We start from the raw sequence: 21,140 nt of genomic DNA, 5'->3' as shown, positions 1-21,140 counted from the left end.
CTGTGTTGGCTTAGAACAGGTCTTCTTCCATTTCCATGAGCACTGCGGAACCGGCGCGGGCCTTGCGGATCAGCATCGCGGTTTCGGGCAGCATTTTCTGGAAGTAGAAACGGGCAGTGATCAGCTTGGCCTTGTAGAAGGTGTCGCCGCTGTTCTGCTTTTCCAGCGCAATCTTGGCGGACAGCGCAAAGAAGTAGGCGTAGAACATGTGGCCCACCACGCGCAGGTAGTCCACCGCAGCGGCGCCCACTTCGTCGGGGTTGGCCATGGCCTTGCCACCAATTTCCATGGTGAGCTTGGTCACTTTGTCGCCCAGGTCGGCCAGGGGCTCGATGAACTCTTTCATGGCAGGGTTGTTGGCCTCGGCTTCGCACAGGGCTTTCACACGCTTGCCAAACTTCATCAACTTGGCGCCACCGTCGGCCAGCACTTTGCGACCCAGCAGGTCGAGCGACTGAATGGTGTTGGTGCCTTCGTAAATCATGTTGATGCGGCTGTCGCGCACGTACTGTTCCATGCCCCACTCGGCGATGTAGCCGTGGCCACCGTACACTTGCAGGCAGTGTGATGTGGCTTCCCAGGCGTTGTCGGTGATGAACGACTTCACGATGGGGGTTGTGAGGGCCACCATTTCAGCGGCTTCTTTGCGCACGGCTTCGTCGGGGTGGCTCAGTTCTTTGTCCAGCTCCAGCGAGGTCCACATGCACAGTGCGCGGCCACCTTCGGCGTAGGCACGGGCGGTCAGCAGCATTTTGCGCACATCGGGGTGCACGATGATTTTGTCGGCAGGCTTGTCGGCTTGCTTCGGGCCAGTCAGAGAGCGGCTCTGGATGCGGTCTTTGGCATACACCACGGCGTTTTGGTAGGCCACTTCGGTGAGGCCCAGGGACTGCATGCCCACGCCCAAGCGGGCGGCGTTCATCATCACGAACATGGCGTTCAAGCCTTTGTGCGGCTGACCAATCATCCAGCCGGTGGCGCCGTCCAGGTTCATTTGGCAAGTGGAGTTACCGTGAATACCCATTTTGTGTTCGATGGCACCGCAGTTGATGGGGTTGCGTGCGCCCAACGAGCCGTCGGCATTGGGAATGAACTTGGGAACCAGGAACAGCGAAATGCCCTTGGTGCCAGCGGGTGCGTCGGGCAGGCGGGCCAACACCAGGTGAATGATGTTCTCGGCCATGTCGTGTTCACCACTGCTGATGAAAATTTTCGCGCCGGTGATTTTGAAAGAACCATCGGCCTGTGGTTCAGCCTTGGTGCGCAGCATGCCCAGGTCGGTACCGCAGTGGGGTTCGGTCAGGCACATGGTGCCAGTCCATTCGCCGCTGGTCAGCTTGGGCAGGTAGGTGGCCTTTTGCTCGGGGGTGCCGTGTGCGTGCAGGCAGTCGTACGCGCCGTGGGTCAGGCCGGGGTACATGGTCCAGGCCTGGTTGGCGGCGTTCATCATTTCATAAAAAGCCTGGTTCACGGTCACAGGCAGGCCCTGGCCGCCAAATTCGGGGTCGCAGCTGAGTGCGGGCCAGCCGGCTTCCACATACTGCTTGTAGGCTTCTTTGAAGCCGGTGGGTGTTTTCACCGAGAAGTCGGTTTTGTTGTGGGTACACCCTTCGGAATCGCCCACGGCGTTCAGCGGTTGCAGCACTTCAGAACAAAACTTGCCGCCCTCTTCCAGAATCTGGTTGATGGTGTCGGCGTCCATGTCCGCGAAGGCGGGAATTTCCTTGAAAGTGGCCTCGGCGTTGAACAGTTCGTGCATGACGAATTGCATGTCGCGAAGGGGTGGTGTGTATTGGCTCATGTCGTCGTCTCCTGGATACAGCTTAGGTCAAGATTACTGAAGAGGTGTTACTGGGTTTGTTCTGGTATTGCGCCATCATGCGGTCGAAGGCATGACGGGCACGTTGCAGGCACTGCGTGTCGCCCATGAGGCGGCCCTGTTGGTGTGCGGCCAAAATGATTCCGACCATGTCGAACACCAGTTGATCCGCATCCGCGGAACCGGCGGGCAGGTGGTTTTCTTCAATGGCCTGTGATGCCGCACGGCGCATTTCTTTTTGCCAGTCGCGGTGCATGTTCACCAACACATCGCGCACGGCACCCGGTCTGTCATCGTACTCGGTTGCGCCGGAAATGTAGATACAGCCGCTGTCGATCTCTTTGCCAATGCGGTCCAGCCAGCGCATGAAAATGGCGCGAAGGCGTGGAAAGCCGCGTGGTTCCTTGAGGCAGGGAAACAGCACTGCATTGATAAATTGTGTTTCGTACTCTTTGAGCACGGCGATTTGAAGCTCTTCACGCGAGCCAAAGTGGGCAAATACACCGCTTTTGCTCATGGCCATTTTTTCGGCGATGGAGCCAATGGTGAGCCCTTCCAACCCTTGGGTGGAAGCGATCTCGAGTGCTGCCTCAACGATGGCAGCGCGGGTTTGCTCGCCTTTGCGCATAAAAAATAGACCGAACGTTCGTTTTTTTTATTAGTGTACATGCGAACGGTGGATTTGGGTCGGTTCTGCATGAAAAAGAGGCGGAACCTTCACCAAGGCTTGATTACTTAGTGCTTTGTCGCGGAGAGCGGCCATGCACAACCGTCAAACCGGCAGACCTTGGGGCCACAATGCGCTTCAGCCCGTTCTCGCCGACCTAGATGCCCAGATAGACGCTTGCCGGGTGAGGCACGAGCGCTGCGCCCAAACCGCAATTGTCGAGAACCAGCAATGGATCAACAGACTGACACAGCACCGGCAGACCATCGTGGACTATTTGGACTCAGCACGGTTGGGCGACTGGCAAAGCCTGCATTTGGTTCGTGACACGCACAGGCTAATGGAGAACATTGACCGCGCCTACAACGGCAGCTACGCAAGCGCCAAAAAAGCCGGCGAGCGACTGGACGAAATTGCGGTGTACCTGGAAGGGGGACAGGAACACCTTGCTGACCACAACACCCCCACAACCCGCAATTGATAACCGACTTGGGAGAACACGGATATGACGCAAACAAGCCTGGTCTTGCCCCTAAACCATTCAACAACCCACCCGAACGACTTGGAGGCTGGACGACAAAACAACGCACCTACACAGCGCGCAACAACACCCGCATGGAAAACAGGACTGAAGCTGGCGGGTATGGGGCTGTGCACAGTGGCTGCGGCAGGTACGCTGGCTTCCAGCTTGCTTCACTCTGCTACAGAAGTTAACAGCCGCACCAGGAAAATACTTCAGGATTACGATGATGGTTGCGGCTCCGAATGGCATCGCGAACACTTTACAGACAAGGCAAAGGCACGCTTCAAATGGGCATTTGTGGGAGAAGCCTGTACGGCAGGAGTGGGCGTGCTTTTGGCTGGAGCAGGCTTAGCCCTGAGGAAAACGAGGGACCCAAAAGATTTTTATGATTTCGCAATAATATTTGCAGCACTTGGCGTTTCAGCACTGGTCGTTACCGGTATCGCTCATGGAGTAGCGCAGGTCACAGATGGCAACTGCGTGAAGGACAATCCTTGATGTGCCCAGATCATTTCTTATGCAAATATTTTGAACAATAAATTCAAGATTAAACGCTGGATAAGAACGCCTTAAGCACAGAAAATTTAGCCATGTTCACAACCCAACAAGGAGAACAACATGGCTAACTCAACAAACCCAAGCAACCTGATCGACAATATTTTTGAATCAGTTAAAAACCCGCTGGCTGTGCTTGCCCGCATTTTGCTGGCGCTGATGTTTGTGCTGGCGGGCTTTGACAAGCTGACACACTTTGAAGGCACCGTGGGCTTTATTGGCTCGGCTGGCTTGCCTGTTCCCGAGGTGTTGGCAGCCATCACGCTGACGGTTGAAATTGTCGGTGGTTTGGCACTCATCACGGGTATTCAAGCTCGCCTGGCAGGCTTTGTGTTGGCAGGCTTCACACTGCTGGCGTCGATTACCTTCCACAATTTTTGGGCAGTGCCTGCTGACCAAGCCTATGTGCAGCAACTGCTGTTCATGAAGAATATCAGCGTGGCCGGTGGCTTGCTGCTGGTGGCAGCCTTGGGTTCAGGTCAGTGGAAACTTGGCAAGTAACCAGTGGGTGGCGACTTAAACCACCGCCACCAATTGCTCACCGGGCGCGGCTTGCACCACATGCCCACCGGTGAATTCGCCAAAGGCGGGCATTTGCAAGCTGTTGGCGGTTTGCAAAAAACAGGGCAGGCGGGCAGTGTCCCGCCCTTTGCCTTGAATGCGACACACCGGGTGCACATGCCCGGCAATGCTGAAGGCCCCACCCACAGTCTGCGGGTGGTGGCACAGCGCAAACCCACCCAGCGCATGCGGCTCTGCATGCAACTGTATGTTGAGGCGGGTTGGTGGCATGCCTGCCTTGCTGTCGTGGTTGCCCACAATCAAATGCAACTCAAGGTTGGCATGCTGCACACGCCAGTGATGAAACTCGGCCAACAATGCGGGGTTTAACGCGGCTTTGGCATGGAACAAATCACCCAGAATGTACAAATGCTGCGGGTTGAATTGCGCAATGGCATCGCTCAGCTTTTGCAGGTTGCCCAGCGTGGTGCCTGCAGGCACGGGCACGCCGAGACTTCGAAATGTGGCGGCCTTGCCCAAGTGCACATCGGCCACCAACAGTGCGTGGTGCGCAGGCACATACACGCTGCGATGGCGTGACAACACCAGCGCCCCTGCCGGGGTGGTGATGTTCAGGGAGCTTTGAGCGGCAGACAAAACCTGCATGGACAATATCGGGAGCGACAAACCAGGCGGCAGTGTAACAAGCGTTTCGATTATGTGCTTTGCAAGGCTGCTTTTTCCAAATCAGCCACCATGCGGGCCACGCGGTCGCTCAATTTCTCGGTGCTCACCATTTCGCGCAGGCGTTCAATCATGAGCGGAAAAGCAAAAGGGGTTGGGCGTTCAATCGTGTTGAACACCAGCCGCTTGGCTTGCATGGCTTTGAGTGCGGCTTCCATGCGGGCAATGTCGAGTTCTTGTTCCAGCGCCTCGCGCTGGGCTTGGCTCAACAGCAAATTGCCACGGTCGTATTTTTGAAACACTTCAAAAAACAAACCGCTGGAGGCTTGCAATTGCTTGGTGCTTTTGCCTGCCCCCGGGTAGCCCTGAAAAATCAGCCCGGCAATGCGGGCAATTTCCCGAAAGCGTCGCTGCGCCAGCTCCGAGGCGTTCAGGCATTCCAGCACGTCGGCCAACAAGCAGTCGGTGCTGAGCACGGCTTTGTTGCCACCCCACCACTGCTGCCAATTCACAGGCTCGGCGCTGAGCAGTTCAAACCCATAGTCGTTCATGGAAATGGAAAACGTACCCGGCCTGTGCTGCGACGCCCGCCAGGCAAACAGACTGGCCAAGCCGATGTGCACAGTGCGGCCTTCAAACGGATACACAAACAAGTGGTGGCCTTCCTTGCTGTGCAGTTGCTCCACCAGCAAGGTTTGGGTGCCGGGCAATTCGCTCCAGCGGCGCTGCAAGGTCAGCAGGTCGGTTAAGGCGCGCAGCTCGGGCCATTCGGGCTGCTTGCCCTGCTCCATGGCGTTGCGGGCCAAGTCCAGCATGTGCAGCGAGGCATGGGCCAACTCGCTGCTCAGTGGCATTTTGCCGCCCTGCCATTGTGGCACCGTGGCTTTTTTGCGGTCGGCTTTGCGGACAAAGGCAGTCATGTCGCGCACCTTGACCAGTTCCAACACGCGGCCTGCAAAGCTGAAGCAGTCGCCGGTTTTGAGGCGGGCAATGAAGCTTTCTTCAATGGTGCCCAGTCGGCCACCAGTCATCCAGGCCACATGCATGGCCGAGTCGGACACGATGGTGCCCACCGACATGGCATGCCGACGGGCAATGTCGCGGCGAAGCACGCGGTACACACCCTGCTCATCGCGCTGAATACGCTGGTAATCCGGATAGGCTTTCAGGCTTTCGCCACCCTGCTCTACAAAGGTCAAAGCCCAGTTGAAGGCTTCGCGCGACAAGCCTGCATAGGCTTGGGTGTTGCGCACCTCGGCATACAAATCATCGGGCTCAAAGCCTGAGCCCATGGCAATCGTCACCAGGTGTTGCACCAACACATCCAGTGGGGCCTGCGGGCTGTAGCGGGATTCAATCTGCCGAAGACCCGCTGCATGGCGGGCTGCCGCAGCCTCGACCAGTTCAAGCGCGTGGGTGGGCACCACCGTGATGCGGGACGGCCTCCCCGGTGCATGACCAGAACGCCCTGCCCGCTGCAACAGGCGTGCAACGCCTTTGGGCGAACCGATTTGAATGACACGATCAACTGGCAAGAAATCAACACCGAGATCAAGCGACGAGGTGCACACCACGGCTTTGAGCTGGCCCATCTTCAAACCGTTTTCCACCCAATCGCGCACGGATTTGTCCAGCGAGCCATGGTGAAGTGCAATGGAGCCTGCAAATTCGGGCCGTGCATCCAGCAGGGCCTGGTACCAAATTTCGGCTTGCGACCGGGTGTTGGTGAACACCAGGGCGGATGCGCTTTGTTCAATTTCGCGCACCACGGCATCCAGTTGCTTCAGGCCCAAATGGCCGCCCCACGGAAAGCGCTCAAAGCTGGGAGGCACCAGGCTGTCGATCACCAATTGCTTGGGCAGTTTGCCCTGCACCAAGGTGGCCGTGCCGTGGTTGCGCACCGGGTAAGTGAGGGTTCGCAGCGCATCTTCAAGGTTGCCCAAAGTGGCACTCATGCCCCACACCTGCAAGGCCGGGTTGAGCTTGACCAAACGCGCAATGGCCAATTGCAATTGCACACCGCGCTTGTTGCCCAGCAGCTCGTGCCATTCGTCCACCACGATGGCGTCCAGCTTGCGAAGCTGGGCTTGCCCAGTCGCGCGGGTCAGCATGAGGGTGAGGCTTTCCGGTGTGGTCACCAGGGCAAAAGGCGGCTTTTTGAGGATGCGGGCACGGGTGGCCGAATCGGTGTCGCCGGTTTGCAGGGCCACTTCGCAATCGCTGGCCAAACCGGCACAGGCTTTTTGAAGGGACTTGCAACTGTCGGCCGCCAAGGCGCGCATGGGGGTAATCCACAACACCCGGGTGGCAGCTGCGCGGGGCTTGGGCAATTGCGCCAGGCGCAACAACAGGCCCACCCACACCGCCAGTGTTTTGCCCGCACCGGTGGTGGCGTGCAGCAAGCCACTGTGGCCCGCTTGCACGGCTTCCCACACCGCGCTTTGGTAATCAAACGGCGCCCAACCCTGCGCGGCAAACCAAGCGTGTACTCCACGCAGGTTGAGGACAGCCAAGGGTGAGGTATTAACGGCCGCAGCAGGCTGCTCGGCTTCGGGTTCATCCGCGGGCTGGTCAGTGCGTGTGCGGGCTTTGGCCTTGCGACGCAAAGCCTTGAGCTGGGTGCCCACATTGGGCCCCGGTGGAATACCCCGGTACTCGGTCATGAACTGCACACGCTGACATCACATTGCGATGGCTTATTTTGCCATGGCTTGCGTGCTGGGGCTGGACAACAGGTCCACATTGCCGCCGGTGGCTGCGGTGTTGTTGCACACGGCCTGCTCGTGAAACAGGCGGTATAGCGGGTAGGTCCCATCGGCTGTTTGAACAATGACGGGCACCAGCGCAGCAGTGTGGTCAAGCAACTGCCTGCGCAGGGTGACTTGCAAGGCGGCGTCCTGCTCGCAGAGCACGCCATCCAGTTGGGCCCAATCAATGCGATGAACACCGTGCACACGCTGTTGGATGGACTCCGGAAGACTGCGCAACCAACGTGGAAAATCCAGCGTGGCGGAATGCAACACACAGGCCTGTGCGCCTGCATGGCACACGGCCATGACCTGCAACAACAGGGCATCGGCCTCTTGAGCGGTGCACCACAGCACGCCACGGGGCAACAGGCGGTAGGTGTTGCGCTCACCGGTGGGGCCAGGCAAGGCCATGCCGGTTGGTATGATGGCTTTGGACAAGCCGGACCAGTCGGCCATGCGCAGCAGACTGGGCAACATCAATGGGCCACCTGCTTTGGGCCCGGTGCCCGACAGCCCCCGCCCACCAAAGGGTTGGCTGCCCACCACTGCGCCCACCAGGTTGCGGTTGATGTAGACATTGCCCACCTGCGCGTGCTGTTGAACCCAATTCTGAAATGCCACCAAACGACTGTGGACACCGCCGGTGAGGCCGTAACCCAGTGCATTCACCGCGGCCATGTGCCGGGGCCATGCATCGGCTGGGCAAGGCCACACATGCAGCACTGGCCCAAATACTTCAGTGACCAAGGGTTCAAGATCATTTACTTCCACCACCGCTGGCGCCACAAAGTGGCCTGTTTGCTCAGCAGCTTGCTCAAGGTGCTGCGGGCTTTGCCAAACCGGCAAACCCTGCGACCTCAGGCTCACCAGGTGAGCCTGAACACGCTGCAGTGCGTCTGCATCAATCAGCGGACCAATGTCGGTATTGGCCTGTGCAGGGTTACCCAGCACACGGGCTTGCAAGGCCGCTTTCAACTTGGCGAGCAACGCATCGGCCACATTGCTTTGAACACACAGCAAGCGCAACGCCGAGCAACGTTGGCCAGCACTGTCAAACGCCGAGTGAATAACATCATTCACCACCTGTTCCAGGTGGGCGGAGGAGTCAACCCACAGGGCATTTTGACCTCCCGTTTCGGCCACCAGCTGCGCAGGGCTGCGCGGACCAGCCGCCTGCAACAGGGTGGACTCGATGTGACGGGCCACTGGCAGCGAACCTGTGAACAACACCCAGCGAAGGCCGTGCGCAGCACACAGGGCCTGACCCACGGCGCCATCACCGGGTAGACACTGCACCAGCGCCGCCGGTTGACGAACACGCGCCAAAGCCCGGTGAATGCACTGCATGGCCTGGTGTGCCACCAAGGGTGTTTGCTCCGCAGGCTTGGCAATGACAGGGTACCCGGCCGCCAAGGCAGCCACCACCTGCCCCATGAAAATCGCCAGCGGAAAATTCCAGGGGCTGATGCACACCGCAACGCCACCGGCTGGCTGGCAAGGGGCCTCGGCAAGGGACTCCAATTGCGCCGCATAGTAAAAGCAAAAGTCGATGGCCTCACGCCATTCGGCCACGGCATTGGCCCAGGTTTTACCGGCTTCCAGCACCAGCAAAGCCGTGAGGTCGTCGGCATGTCGACTCAACTCCACAGCCAAGGCATTGAGGCATGCCACACGGGTGGAATGCGCACTGCACGACCACGCTTCAACCAAGGCTGTTGCGTCCCGCAGGGCTTGTTGTACATCGGCGCTGGTGGACCATTGCACCTGCCCCACCCGCTGGATGGGCACGGCGGGATTGAACACATCTTGCCAAGGGCCTGTGCTGGCATGGGGCGACGCAGGCAGTACCGGGTATGCCTGCCAGGTGTGGACATGGCGATGGGCCAAGGCCTGACCCACCCGGTGCAACACAGCCGGGCATTGCAGGTCCATGCCCGGGGCGTTGGGCCGCTCGTACAATTGGGCAGGCATGCGACAAGCCGGATTGGGGCTGAGCGGCTGCTGGCGCAATGGAACCCAAGGGTGCTGAGCCAGTTCGGCTTCGGGCATGTTGGGGTCGAGCAACTGGTTGACGAACGAGGTGTTGGCGCCATTTTCCAGGAGGCGGCGCACCAGGTAGGGCAACAGTTGGGCATGGGCACCAATGGGTGCATACACCCGGCAGGTGTGGGCACCGCTGTGCAGAATGTCGGCATACAGGCTTTCGCCCATGCCATACAGACACTGCAACTCAAACCGTTCAACACCCTGTTGTTGGGCGAGGTGTTCAACCAGTGCATACGTGTGGGCGTTGTGGGTGGCAAACTGCGGCAGCACCAGTGCACTGTGTTGCAACAGGCGGGCAGCACACACCGCATACGAGAGGTCGGTGTGCACCTTGCGGGTGAACACCGGGAAGGCTGGCATGCCCTGCTGCTGGGCCCGCTTGATTTCGCTGTCCCAATAGGCGCCTTTGACCAAACGCACCGGAATACTGCGCCCACTGACGCGAGCCAGGTTCACCACCCAGTCCACCACGGCCAGTGCGCGGGTTTGGTAGGCCTGCACCACCCAACCCAAGCCGTTCCAACCACTCAGGATGGGTTCCAGCGCCAAGCGTTCAAACAGGTCCATGGAGAGTTCAAGACGCTCGCTTTCTTCGGCATCCAGATTGACCAGCAAACCCGCCGCCTTGCAGGCCTGACACAAGCCCAACAAGCGCGGGTACAAGCTGGCGTGCACCTCGGCGCGCTGTGAAGTTTCATAGCGCGGGTGCAGGGCCGACAATTTGATGGACAGGCTGTGGGCCTGCCAGTGAAAGCCCTCGGGTGGCAAGGACTTGTCATGCAGCAACGCCTGTAGGGTGATGATGGCGTGGTGATAGCTGTGGACATAAGCTTGTGCTTCGGTGTCGCTTTGAGCCGCCTCGCCCAGCATGTCGAATGAACACCAGGCGCCAGACTGCGCGGCCTTTATTCCAGCCTCGATGGTTTCGGCCATCACGAATTGCCGCCCCATGTGGTCCACCGCCAGCTCGACTGCGCGGCGCACCACGCCTTCGCTGACGCGGCCCAGTTTGCTGGCCACCAGCAAGCCCAGTGTGGCTGCATTCACGAAAAGGGAGTCGCTGTGGCCCAGGTGGGTTTTCCAGTCGGCATGGCTCAGTTTGTCGCGTATCAAGGCCTCGCGGGTGTCGGGGTCGGGTATGCGCAGCAGGGCCTCGGCCAGGCACATCAGCGCTACGCCTTCATCGGTGGACAAGCCAAATTCTTGCATCAACAAGTCCACACCCGTGGAATGGCTGCGCAGGCCTCGCACCCGTTGAATATGCTGTATGGCCCGCTGTTCAATGGCGGCTTCATCCACAGCAACGCTTTCAAAGGCCTGCAGCAGCAGGCTCACCGCGTGAGCCTCGTTCACCCGGTGCATGCACCGTAGTGCGTGGCGTTGGTCCATCAACAGCGCGAGCAAATGCAGCGTGTGTTGCAAGGTTTGCCCGTGCTGGTCAGCCGATGGATTGAACTCCACCACGTCCACCGAGCCCACACACGCTGTTTGTGCCAGGCGCAACATGCACTGCTGCATGTGCTGCAGGGTTGGGCCGCCGTGCACCGGTGTGCCCACACCGGGCGCATCCGAAGGGTCCAGGCAATCCACATCGAAGCTGACATGCACATGGGTGCCCGGTTCAATGCCCTGCAGGGCCTGTTGCATCACCGCGTCCATGCCCAAAGCCCGAATGTGCTGCATGGTGAACACCCGCACCTGCGCTGCATCGAGTATGCCTTGCTCGCCCGGGTCAACAGATCGAACACCAACTTGAGTGATTTGACTGGGCTGAAGACAGGGTGTGGTGTTGCCGGGGTTCAAGGTTTGCAGCAAATCAGCAGGCCCCCAGCCACACAAGGCTGCCAGCGGCATGCCGTGCAGGTTGCCAGACGGCGAGGTTTGTGCGGTGTTGATGTCGGCATGGGCATCGATCCACACCACCCGCAGTGGGCGGTTGTAGGCTTTGCAATGGGCCGCCACCGCAGCAATGGAGCCCATGGCCAGGCTGTGGTCGCCCCCCAGCAGCACGGGGAATTCCCCCCGACGCAATGCATGTGCCACTGCCTCGCGAATGTGCGCCACCCACTCAATCACTTGGGGTAAGTTTCGATGGCCATCGACCAGTTGCCGGTGTTCAACCAACGGGCCTTGTATGTCGCCAGCATCCCGCACGGCCCAGCCCAGCTCGGTCAACAGGGCATTCAGGCCGCCCTTGCGCAGGGCAGCCGGGCCAGCCGCACAGCCGGTGTAGGTGGTGCCCACATCGGTGGGGGCACCCAGCACACACACGGCGTTGTTGGGCGCGGCGGGTGTGTTGGCGGGGTTCATCACGTCGCTTCCGCCGTGTGGGCCGTGTGGACCGTGTGCATGGCAGTTGCACTGTGCAGCACACCGTAGAGGTTTTTGGGGTCGGTCAAGTTGGGCACAATGTCGAGGCTGTCGCCAATGCGGTGCTCACGCGCCAGTTGGTGCAGCACCGTGAGCGCTGAAAAATCTTCCAGTGCAAAGCCAACCGAGTCGAACACGGTGATGTCGGCGTCCGATTGCCGACCGGGGGCTGCCCCGGTGAGCACGGTCCACAATTCGGTGACAGGAAAGTCTGCGGGCATTTGCTGAATGTCGCCTTCCAGCCGGGTTTGCGGTTCGTATTCCACAAACACGCGGGCCTTGCGCAGCACATCGGGATGGAGTTCGGTTTTGCCGGGGCAATCGCCCCCGACGGCGTTGACGTGAACACCGCAGCCGACCTGCTCAGCGGTCAAAATGGTGGCGCGGGTTTTGTCGGCAGTCAGCGTGGTGATCACATCCACTCCTGAAACGGCATGGGATACGCTGGCACCCAGCATAACCTTGAATCCGCATTCCTTCAAATGTTGGGCCAGCCGCAGGCTGGCTGCGGGGTCGATGTCGAACAGGTGAAACTGGTCAATCCCCAGCAAGGCGTTGAAGCCCATGGCTTGAAATTCACTTTGTGCCCCATTGCCGATGATGGCCATGCGGCGGGCGTTTCGGCGGGCCAGGTGGCGGGCTGCCAAGGCAGAGGTGGCGGCTGTGCGCAGTGCTGTGGTGAGGGTGAGCTCGGACAGCAACACCGGAAAGCCGGTGCGCACATCGGCCAACACGCCAAGCGCCATCACCGTGGACAGGCCAAGCGCCGGGTTGCCCGGGTGGCCATTCACATACTTGAAGGCGTAACGCTGACCGTTGCTGACCGGCATGAGTTCAATCACGCCCTGCGCAGAGTGGCTGGCCAGGCGGGCGGTTTTGTCAAAGCGGGGCCAGTGGGTGAAGTCGTGCTGGATTTGACTGGCGATGCGGGTGATGAGGTTTTGCAGACCCACGCGGTGAACGAGGTGGGCCACATGCTGAACACTGAGGTAATGGGTGTGCATGGCAACCCCCTGCTTTGATGGCGCGGACATGTCTTGATTGTGAAAGCCATTGAACCCAGCAAAAAGCCATTTTTTGCTTGCAAAACGGCACGTAGCGCTCAAAATGAGCAGACCCACTGGCGAAATGCAAGAGGTTGACCATGGATGCGCTGGACCGCGAACTGATTGCCCGCTTGCGGGCCAATGCCCGAACCCCGGTGGCCGACCTGGCCCATGCGCTGAAAGTGAGCCGCAGCACGGTGAGCAACCGCATGGCCAAACTGGAGCGTGAGGGGGTGTTGACCGGCTACACCGTGCTGTTAAAACCCGAGAGCAACGCGAACCGCATTGTGGCCTGGATGAGCATTCAGATTGAAGGCAACGACAGCCGCCGCGTGATGTTGAGCTTGCTGGGTGAGCCTGGGGTGACGGCCCTGCATGGCACCAATGGGCGTTGGGATGCGCTGGCTGAGTTGCAGGCTGACAGCCTGGCGGAGTTGTCGAACGTGCTGGAGCGGGTTCGCCTCATCAAGGGCATTCAAAACACCGAGACCAGTATTCACCTGTCGAATTTTCGGGGTTGATCAACCCTTGGCCAACACCTGCGCGGCCAGTGTGCGCAGTGCGGTGTCATCCAATGCATCGGCTGCAAACACGGTGGCTTGGTCATAGCCTTTCAGGTTGTGCGAGGTGGATTTTCGGTAGGCTGGGTCGTAGTGGTTCACCAACAAGTCCGTCACCAGTTCGGGCCACGCGGCAGCGTCCACCCAGGCATTCCATTTCGCCAGCACGGCCTGCCCATGCAGGCTGTACAAAAACCCCAACTGGGTTTTCAGCAACTCGGGCTGGCTGAGAAAATAATCGTAATCGCGCAGCAGGTATTCCACCCGGGCTGACACGGGTGCTTCCATGCGCAGCACGGTACCTTGCTCGCGCATGCATTCAATCAGGGCCTCGGGCACGCGCAGGCTGCCAATCTTTTTGCTTTCGGCTTCGATATACACCGGCTTTTCGGGGTTGAGTGTGCGCAGCACATTCCACACCCGGGTTTCGAACAGTTTTTGCGAGGGCTGGCTTTGCCCGGGCAACACACCCAACACCGAGCCTTTGTGGCAAGCCAGGGTTTCAAGGTCGAGCACTTGCCCGCCCTGCCGGGCAATTTCTTCCAGCAAGCGGGTTTTGGCGCTGCCGGTTTCGCCACACACCACGCGGTATTGAAACTTGGCAGGCCACTGGGCCAGGTCGCTCAACACCTGGGTGCGAAATACTTTGTAACCGCCCTTCAATTGCGCGGCAGGCCAACCGACTTGCCGCAATACGGTGGTCATGGCGCCGGAGCGGCTGCCGCCACGCCAGCAGTAAATCAATGGCTTCCACTGCTTGTCGTGGTGAATGAATTGCTCTTCCAGATGGCGGGCAATGTTTTTGGACACCAGGGCGGCACCCACCTTCTTGGCCTCAAAGGGTGACACTTGCTTGTACAGCGTGCCGACGCGGATGCGTTCCTCATCGTCCAGCACCGGGCAACTGATGGCCCCGGGAATGTGGTCGAGTGCATATTCGGCGGGCGAGCGCACGTCGATGATGACGGTGTAATCGTCCAGCTGACCGAGGTCAACCAGGTCTGGGTGTTTGGGGGAGCGCTGCGCGGGTGTGGTGGGTTCCATGCGCGGATTATACCGGCCTTGTGGCGGGTATTCCGGCAATCCAGCCTTCCACCGGGTCGATGCGCTGCGGCAAACCAAACTGCTGGTCGGCCCGCTTGGCACACCAGGCGGCCACCAGGCAGCACAACACGGCGTCCAGGTGATCGGCCTTGGCGTCTTCCAGCAAACGGGCGCGCAGGTAAGGCCGCACCTGCACGCGGATGCCCAGCAACATGCCTTCCTCCAGCGCACACAACAATTCCGAACGGGCCATGCGACGGTCGGGCGTGTCTTTTTTGGGGTCGTCGGACTTGTAGCTTTGCCGCCCCAGCACCTGCCGTGCCCAATAACCGGGGTAGCCTTCCAGCGCGATGCGTTGCGGGTCGCCAGCTTGCATGCCCGGAATGAACACGCCCGCCTTCTTCAACAGTGGCGCACCCGCATGCAGCATGTACGCCACCGGCGGGTTGACCCATTTCATGGAGGGCGATGAACCAGCCGGCTTGTCGCAAGCGCGGTGGGCAAACTTTTGGCCGGCGGGCCGGGCATCGCACCAGGCTTTAAAAATGCTGCGAATGTCGTCGCGCCCCAGGTTGGCATAAAAGTCGATGAGGTCGCCCCAGGCGCGTTTGTCGGTGCGCTGCGCACCGGGCCAGTTGAGTTTGTCCACCAACTCGCGGGACAAACCAAAGGGCATGTCGATGACGGCCAAATAAGGCGATGGGGTCCCCTCCTCCGCCCCAGCCCCCGCCACCGTGGGCCCTTGCAGCAACAGTTGTTCAAAGCCATCCAGGTTGGTGAATGAATGCAGCTCGCCCACCTTGAGCACGCCGGCTTCCCACCGACCTTGCGCCACGGCCACAGGCTTGGCCTTGGTGGGGCTGCTGGAAAAGTCGATGCCCAGCAGGGTGTAGTCGTCCACGGATTCAAGCGGTAAAGGCATGCAGCAACTCGGTCAGGGTTTGAAGGGTGTCGGCTTCGTGCAGGGGTTTGTCATCGCGAATGCGCAGCATGCGGGGAAACCGCACAGCCACGCCACTTTTGTGGCGGGTGGACGGGGCAATGGCCTCAAACCCCAATTCAAACACCAAGGTGGGGGCCACGGTGCGCACCGGGCCAAATTTGTCCACGGTGTGTTTGCGAATTTCGCGGTCCACGCGTTTAAACTCTTCGTCGGTGAGGCCAGAGTACGCCTTGGCAAACGGCACCAAGCGGGGCAAACCCCGGGCCACGGTGTCGTCCACTTTTTCGCCTTGGGCAATGGCCTGCACCACCGCCTGGGCTTCATCGGCAGACGTGGGTGTGCGGTCCCACACGGCGAAGGTGTAGTCGGTGTACAAACTGGCGCGGCGGCCATGGCCCCGTTGTGCATACACCAGCACACAGTCCACGCTCATGGGATCGATTTTCCATTTCCACCAAACCCCGTCTGTTTTGCTGCGCCCCACCCCGTAGCGGGACTCCCGGTGCTTGAGCATGAAACCTTCCACACCGCGCGCGCGGCTTTCCGCTCGAATGGTTTGCAAGGCGGCCCAACTGGGTTGCTGCACCAATTCAGACAACATGAACAGGGGCGTGTTGAGCATTGCAAGCTGTTCGAGTTGGGCACGGCGTTCATGCTGTGGGCGGCCTACCCAACGCTGGCCGTTTAGGCGCAACAAGTCGTAAGCCATGAACACCACCGGCGCATCTTGCTGCAGTTTTTTGCTCACGGTTTTGCGGTTGAGCCGCGCTTGCAAGGCGTTGAAGGGTGCGGGTGCATTGTTCAACCACACGAGGATTTCACCATCCAGCGTGAGGCCATCGGGCAGGTTGGAAAAGGCTGCCGTCAATTCCGGAAACTGCTCGCTGACCAACTCCTCACCGCGCGACCAAATCCACACCTGGCCAGCATCTTTCACCACCTGGGCGCGTATGCCGTCAAACTTCCATTCCACCAGCCACTGCGACACACCACCCAACGTTTCGGGTGCTTCTTGCAGTGGGTGGGCCAGGAAAAATGGCAGGGGCTGGCCGGGGCGGTGGTCACTGTCCGACTGTGCTTCAGCGGCCAACAAGGCGCGGTAGCTGCTTGCCGTGGGTTGGTGGTCTGCATCGGCATACCCCATGAGCCGGGTGGCCAGCAGTTTTGCGTCCAGCCCGCTGGTTTGGGCCAAGGCGCGCAACACCAACAGCTTGGACACGCCCACACGGAAACCACCGCCCACCAGTTTCACAAACAGGAAGCGGCCTGCTGCATCCAGGTCCATCCAGCAGCGCACCACGGCCTCAAGGCGCTCGGTATCGTCCAATGTGCGCAGGGGCAAAATGCGTTGCTCCACCCAATGGGCCAAGCCATGCTCGGGCAAGGGCTCACCTTCAGCCAGCGGCAGCACTTGGGCAATGGTTTCGGCGAGGTCGCCGACGGCTTGGTAGCTTTCTTCAAACAGCCAATCGGGCAGACCACTGACCTGCAACGCGGCCCCGCGCAACTGGCGGGTGGGCACGGTGCGGCGGGGTTTACCGCCCACCAAAAAGTACACCGCCCAAGCGGCATCGGCGGGGCAGGCCTGGCGAAAATAATCGACCATGGCCTGCACCTTGTGCAGGGTGGAGGTGGAGGCGTCCAGCGCATTGAACAGGGTTGCAAACTCTTTCATGGTGCATCGCCTGGTGCGGTGTTTTCATCAGGCTCATTCGGTGAGCCTGTGACTGTTTCAACCACCTCTTCTTCTGCACCCTGATCGCCGCCATATTCGGTTTGAAAGGCGCGTGCGTTGAGCCCTTGTTCTTGCAGCCAGCGCACCATCACCGGCACATACCCGTGGGTCACAATGACATTTTCTGCACCCGTGGCGCCAATGGCTTTCATGAGGCCCGGCCAGTCCGCATGGTCAGACAGTACAAAACCGCGGTCCACATTGCCGCGTCGGCGTGCACCGCGCAACTGCATCCAGCCGGAGGCCAAGGCATCGGAATAGTCCGAACCAAATCGCTTCATCCAGCTGGCACCTTGTGCGGCGGGTGGTGCAATGGCCAGGCAGGTTTTGTAGATGGCTTTGTCGGTGACTTCGCTCACCAACAACGTGGGCGGCAAGGCAATGCCCGATTCCCGATAGGCCGTGTTCAAGGCCTGTGCAGCGCTGTGGCACACAATGGGGCCAATAGAAGAATCCACACCCGCCACAATGCGCTGGGCTTTGCCAAACGAGTAGCCATACAACACGCTGGCTTTGCCTTGTGCGGCGTTGGCAGCCCACCATGTATTGATGTCGGCAAACACATCGGCCTGCGGACGCCAGCGGTACACCGGCAAACCAAAGGTGGATTCGGTGATGAAGGTGTGGCACTTCACCGGCTCGAACGGGGTGCAGGTGGCGTCGGGTTGCACTTTGTAGTCGCCACTGGCCACCCAAATTTCGCCCTGGTATTCAAGACGCACCTGGGCTGAGCCCAGCACATGGCCCGCCGGGTGAAAGGAAATGCGAACGCCCCTGTGTTCAACCACCACCCCGTAGGGTAAGGTTTCCAGCGTGATGTTGCCCAAGCGTGTGCGCAACACTTGCGCGCCTGCCTCGGCACACAGGTAGTGGTTGTGGCCATAGCGCGCATGGTCCGCATGGGCATGGGTGATGACGGCGCGGTCCACCTTGCGCCAGGGGTCGATGTAAAAATCACCGGGCGGGCAATACAAACCTTCCGGGCGGCTAACGACCAAATCCATGCTGAATACCGACTGCCTTAATACCGACTACCGAATGCGGTCACAAACACCGCCAACTGCGTGAGTTTATAACACACCCAGCTGAATGCCCGGCTGCGCCAGGGGCGGCGGCGGTGCAGTTCGGGGTCGATGCGATGGCTGTGGTGCGCAATGGCATGGAGCAACTCGGCTTTGAGTTGCTGGGCAAAGGCGCGGTTGTGCACCACCACATTGGCCTCGCGGGCAAACAGGGTGCTGAGCGGGTCGAGGTTGGACGACCCCACAGTGGCCCAAAAGGAGTCCACCACGCCCACCTTGGCATGCAAAAAACTTGGGGTGTACTCGTACACCTCCACGCCGTGCTGCAACAGTTCGTCGTACAGGTGCTGGGTGGCATGGTGCTGAAAGGCATACTCCACACGCCCTTGCAGCAGCAGCTTGACCACCACACCGCGGCTGCGGGCAGCCAAAATGGCACGGCGCATGCGGCGGCTGGGCAAGAAGTAGGCATTGGCGAACACGACGGATGTGTGTGCCCGGCGCAGGGCCTGGATGTAACTGTGCTCGATGCGCCCGCGAAAACGGAAGTTGTCACGGATCACCAGTTGGGCTTTGACGGCCCCCTGATGCGCAATGGGGCCCTGCTGCGCCTCTTCGGCCAGCACCTGCGCCAGGCGCTGTTTGCGTTGGGCCCACCACTGGGCGGTGAAGGTGTCGGTGACGTTGCCACGCGGCCCCACCTGCCACCACAGCCATTCCATGCTGTGCCACACATCGCCCACCACAGGGCCCTGCAACTCGACGGCAAAGTCGTAGCGCGGGCCGAGTGTTTCACTGCGCAATTGGCGGTTGGCGTTGAGTGGTTGTCGGTGGCCGGACAACAGGTGAACGTAGGACTGCTGCTCCCGCAGCTCGGCCATGCGCAGTTCATGCTGCTCATCGGCATGGTTCAAGTCGTCGATCAGGTTGATGCCGCCGACAAAGGCCACCTGGCGATCAACCGCAATGATTTTGCGGTGCATGCGGCGCAAGCGGGTCGGGGTCAGCTTGAGCGGCGAGCCCTCGGGCCTGAAAATACGCACATCCACACCAGCCTGCTTTAAGCGTGGCACATGGTGTTCAACGCCTTCCTTTCCGCCAAAGCCGTCCAACACCAGGCGAACCTGCACACCCCGCAAGGCTGCATGGCACAGGGCTTCGCAAAACGCTTCGCCCATGGCGTCGCTGGCAAAAATATAGGTTTCAATGCGCACTGCATGTTGCGCTTGGGCAATCGCTTTCAAGGCGCGGGGAAACAAGTCCTGCCCACCCTTGAGCAAGGCCACCTGGTTGCCGGTTCGCTCGGGGGGAACGGGCTGGAGCAGGGTTTCAAACCGGGCCTCCAGCGCTTGCCCTATGGCCTGCTTCATGGCGCAGAGGTCTTGAGATGCAGGTCCACCACCAAGGGCGCATGGTCCGACAATTTGCCCCACGCTGGGCCATGGTGGATTTCAGCCCCCAGCACCTCGAAGCCGCGTGCAAACACACGGTCCAGCCCCAGCAGGGGCAAACGGCTGGGAAAGCTGGCCACCCGGGCCAAGCGGCGACTGCGTTCAAGGGGAATGACCTCTTCGGCACCCAGGCCAGCTTTGAGCACGGGGCCCAAGCGGCGTTGCCAGTCGTTGAAGTCGCCAGCCACCAAGACAGGCGCCTGGGGTTCGACATGGCGGCGCACATGCGCCACCAGTTTGTCGGCCTGGCGGCTGCGGCTGCGGGCAAACAAGCCGAAGTGGGCCACCAGCGCATGCACGGCGCCTGCGGGTGTCATCACCCTGCAGTGCAACAGGCCGCGTTGTTCAAGCCGGTGGTCGGACACGTCTTCATTGAGCACCCACTCAATGGGGAATTTGGACAACAGCGCATTGCCGTGGTGACCATGGGGGTAGACCGCATTCATGCCGTAGGCGGTGAAGTAGCGGGGGCTGCTGGCGTGGCCCAGCATGGCGTCCACACCCGAGGCCAGGAATTCATGTTGAGCTGCATCGGGCCAGTGCTCGAAACGTTCGGCATGGTGGTCGTGACGGCCCTGCACCTCCTGCAGAAACACCAGGTCGGCATCCAGGGCGTGAATGCTGTCCCGCAAGGCGTGGATGGTGAGCGCGGGTTTGCGCAGCCCCATGACGCCTTTGTGGATGTTGTAGGTGGCCATTCTCAAGCGCATGCCAGGCGTTTGCCCCTTGGTGAACAAATCAGTAAATTACGGACAAATGGAATACTGTTTAAAGGTCTTGTCACAGACTCCGGGTATTGTATGACCTAGGGTATCCCCCTACTATTGACCCATAAATATTTAGTTCTGGCTAACGAAGTCCTTTCGACCTTCTCTTTTTTTCAGCTAACTGCGTATTGCAAAGGGGCCCTCGGGCTCCTTTTTATTTTGGGGTATTCAAACGCACTGTCAAGTCGAGGATGGCTTGGGCGTTGTTGGGTGAAAAACACCGCGCCGCTGCATCACTCGCCTCCAGCCATTCAAAAGCCACATGCTCTTTGGCCGCCAACCGGGGCGTTGCATCGTTGGGCAGGCAGACCATGAACCAATGCTCGGTGTTGGTGGTAACGCCCGGCCCATAGCGGTGCCGCCAGTGTTCAAAAATCTCGTACTGAAGTTGTTTGGGCCACGGGCGCAACACACCGGGCTGCTTGAGTTCGGCTGCACTGCATTCCAGCACGGGCTTGCTGTCAAGGCGGGCGATGAAACCGGTTTCTTCTTGCAACTCGCGCAGGGCGGCCTGGGCGGGGTCTTCATCGAGTGCATCCAGGCTGCCGGTGACAGACTGCCAGTAGCCTGCCTTGTCGGCCCGCTCAATCAATAAAAAATCCCCGGAAGGGCGGGTCATGACGACCAGCACCGACACGGGGATTTTGAAGGCCATGA

The 21,140-nt window shown here is 60.0% G+C and carries 17 protein-coding genes; 4 read left to right on the top strand and 13 right to left on the bottom strand.

All coding sequences use genetic code 11. From position 1 onward, the window contains the following. Positions 1-10 precede the first annotated feature (10 nt). Both VGE55_RS11025 and VGE55_RS11020 read right to left on the bottom strand, forming a co-directional pair. Positions 11-1,801 (bottom strand): acyl-CoA dehydrogenase C-terminal domain-containing protein, encoded by a 1,791-nt coding sequence (locus VGE55_RS11025; RefSeq protein ID WP_331131739.1) that lies wholly within the window; start codon positions 1,799-1,801, stop codon positions 11-13. 22 nt (positions 1,802-1,823) lie between these two features. Then, the gene (locus VGE55_RS11020; protein ID WP_331131738.1) at positions 1,824-2,447 is read right to left on the bottom strand and encodes a TetR/AcrR family transcriptional regulator; all 624 of its coding nucleotides are present in this window, start codon (positions 2,445-2,447) and stop codon (positions 1,824-1,826) included. A 133-nt stretch (positions 2,448-2,580) separates the two neighbouring features. Between VGE55_RS11020 and VGE55_RS11015 the strand changes: the two genes are divergently transcribed. The 3 genes from VGE55_RS11015 (at position 2,581) to VGE55_RS11005 (ending at position 4,065) form a co-directional block, all read left to right on the top strand. Continuing rightward, on the top strand, positions 2,581-2,967 hold the full coding sequence (locus tag VGE55_RS11015) for a hypothetical protein (protein WP_331131737.1): 387 nt from the start codon (positions 2,581-2,583) through the stop codon (positions 2,965-2,967). A gap of 24 nt (positions 2,968-2,991) precedes the next feature. Next, entirely contained in the window at positions 2,992-3,507 is a 516-nt protein-coding gene (locus tag VGE55_RS11010) for a hypothetical protein (RefSeq protein WP_331131736.1), read from the top strand. Positions 3,508-3,627: 120 nt separating this feature from the next. Continuing rightward, a complete protein-coding gene (locus VGE55_RS11005; protein ID WP_414675013.1) occupies positions 3,628-4,065 on the top strand; it encodes a DoxX family protein in 438 nt (145 codons plus the stop codon). A 15-nt stretch (positions 4,066-4,080) separates the two neighbouring features. On the opposite strand, the gene pdeM is transcribed toward VGE55_RS11005, so the two are convergent. The 4 genes from pdeM to VGE55_RS10985 are packed head-to-tail and all read right to left on the bottom strand — an operon-like array spanning position 4,081 to position 12,949. Further along, positions 4,081-4,731 carry a ligase-associated DNA damage response endonuclease PdeM gene (gene pdeM / locus VGE55_RS11000; protein ID WP_331131735.1) on the bottom strand — a complete coding sequence of 217 codons (651 nt, stop codon included), beginning with the start codon at positions 4,729-4,731 and terminating at the stop codon, positions 4,081-4,083. Positions 4,732-4,781: 50 nt separating this feature from the next. Beyond that, positions 4,782-7,412, bottom strand: a complete 2,631-nt coding sequence (locus VGE55_RS10995) for a ligase-associated DNA damage response DEXH box helicase (protein WP_331131734.1) — start codon at positions 7,410-7,412, stop codon at positions 4,782-4,784. Between the two features lie 33 nt (positions 7,413-7,445). Next, the gene (gene putA, locus VGE55_RS10990; protein WP_331131733.1) at positions 7,446-11,855 is read right to left on the bottom strand and encodes a bifunctional proline dehydrogenase/L-glutamate gamma-semialdehyde dehydrogenase PutA; all 4,410 of its coding nucleotides are present in this window, start codon (positions 11,853-11,855) and stop codon (positions 7,446-7,448) included. Beyond that, positions 11,855-12,949 carry an ornithine cyclodeaminase gene (locus tag VGE55_RS10985; protein WP_331131732.1) on the bottom strand — a complete coding sequence of 365 codons (1,095 nt, stop codon included), beginning with the start codon at positions 12,947-12,949 and terminating at the stop codon, positions 11,855-11,857. Before VGE55_RS10985 ends, putA begins: the two co-directional genes overlap by 1 nt. Before the next feature lie 110 nt (positions 12,950-13,059). Between VGE55_RS10985 and VGE55_RS10980 the strand changes: the two genes are divergently transcribed. Continuing rightward, a complete protein-coding gene (locus VGE55_RS10980; RefSeq protein ID WP_331131731.1) occupies positions 13,060-13,482 on the top strand; it encodes an Lrp/AsnC family transcriptional regulator in 423 nt (140 codons plus the stop codon). Here VGE55_RS10980 and mnmH read toward each other — a convergent pair whose 3' ends face one another. The 7 genes from mnmH to nudB all read right to left on the bottom strand — a co-directional run bounded on the left by mnmH (position 13,483) and on the right by nudB (position 21,138). After that, on the bottom strand, positions 13,483-14,565 hold the full coding sequence (gene mnmH, locus VGE55_RS10975) for a tRNA 2-selenouridine(34) synthase MnmH (protein ID WP_331131730.1): 1,083 nt from the start codon (positions 14,563-14,565) through the stop codon (positions 13,483-13,485). Between the two features lie 7 nt (positions 14,566-14,572). Beyond that, complete coding sequence (locus VGE55_RS10970; protein ID WP_331131729.1) at positions 14,573-15,487, bottom strand: DUF429 domain-containing protein; 915 nt, start codon at positions 15,485-15,487, stop codon at positions 14,573-14,575. Then, complete coding sequence (locus VGE55_RS10965; RefSeq protein ID WP_331131728.1) at positions 15,471-17,183, bottom strand: ATP-dependent DNA ligase; 1,713 nt, start codon at positions 17,181-17,183, stop codon at positions 15,471-15,473. Before VGE55_RS10965 ends, VGE55_RS10970 begins: the two co-directional genes overlap by 17 nt. Continuing rightward, positions 17,180-18,247, bottom strand: coding sequence for a ligase-associated DNA damage response exonuclease (locus VGE55_RS10960; RefSeq protein ID WP_331131727.1), 1,068 nt, complete (start codon positions 18,245-18,247; stop codon positions 17,180-17,182). Before VGE55_RS10960 ends, VGE55_RS10965 begins: the two co-directional genes overlap by 4 nt. A 17-nt stretch (positions 18,248-18,264) precedes the next feature. Then, positions 18,265-19,635 carry a phospholipase D-like domain-containing protein gene (locus VGE55_RS10955; RefSeq protein ID WP_331131726.1) on the bottom strand — a complete coding sequence of 457 codons (1,371 nt, stop codon included), beginning with the start codon at positions 19,633-19,635 and terminating at the stop codon, positions 18,265-18,267. After that, positions 19,632-20,426: an endonuclease/exonuclease/phosphatase family protein gene (locus VGE55_RS10950; RefSeq protein ID WP_331131725.1), complete on the bottom strand. Its 795-nt coding sequence runs from the start codon at positions 20,424-20,426 to the stop codon at positions 19,632-19,634. The genes VGE55_RS10955 and VGE55_RS10950 overlap by 4 nt, the downstream gene beginning before the upstream one ends. Positions 20,427-20,637: 211 nt before the next feature. Further along, on the bottom strand, positions 20,638-21,138 hold the full coding sequence (gene nudB / locus VGE55_RS10945) for a dihydroneopterin triphosphate diphosphatase (protein ID WP_331131724.1): 501 nt from the start codon (positions 21,136-21,138) through the stop codon (positions 20,638-20,640). Positions 21,139-21,140 lie beyond the last annotated feature (2 nt).

It is taken from the genome of Limnobacter sp., assembly GCF_036405155.1.
In the GTDB taxonomy this organism is placed as follows: Bacteria; Pseudomonadota; Gammaproteobacteria; order Burkholderiales; family Burkholderiaceae_B; genus Limnobacter.
This window is presented reverse-complemented; position numbering and strand designations above follow the sequence as displayed.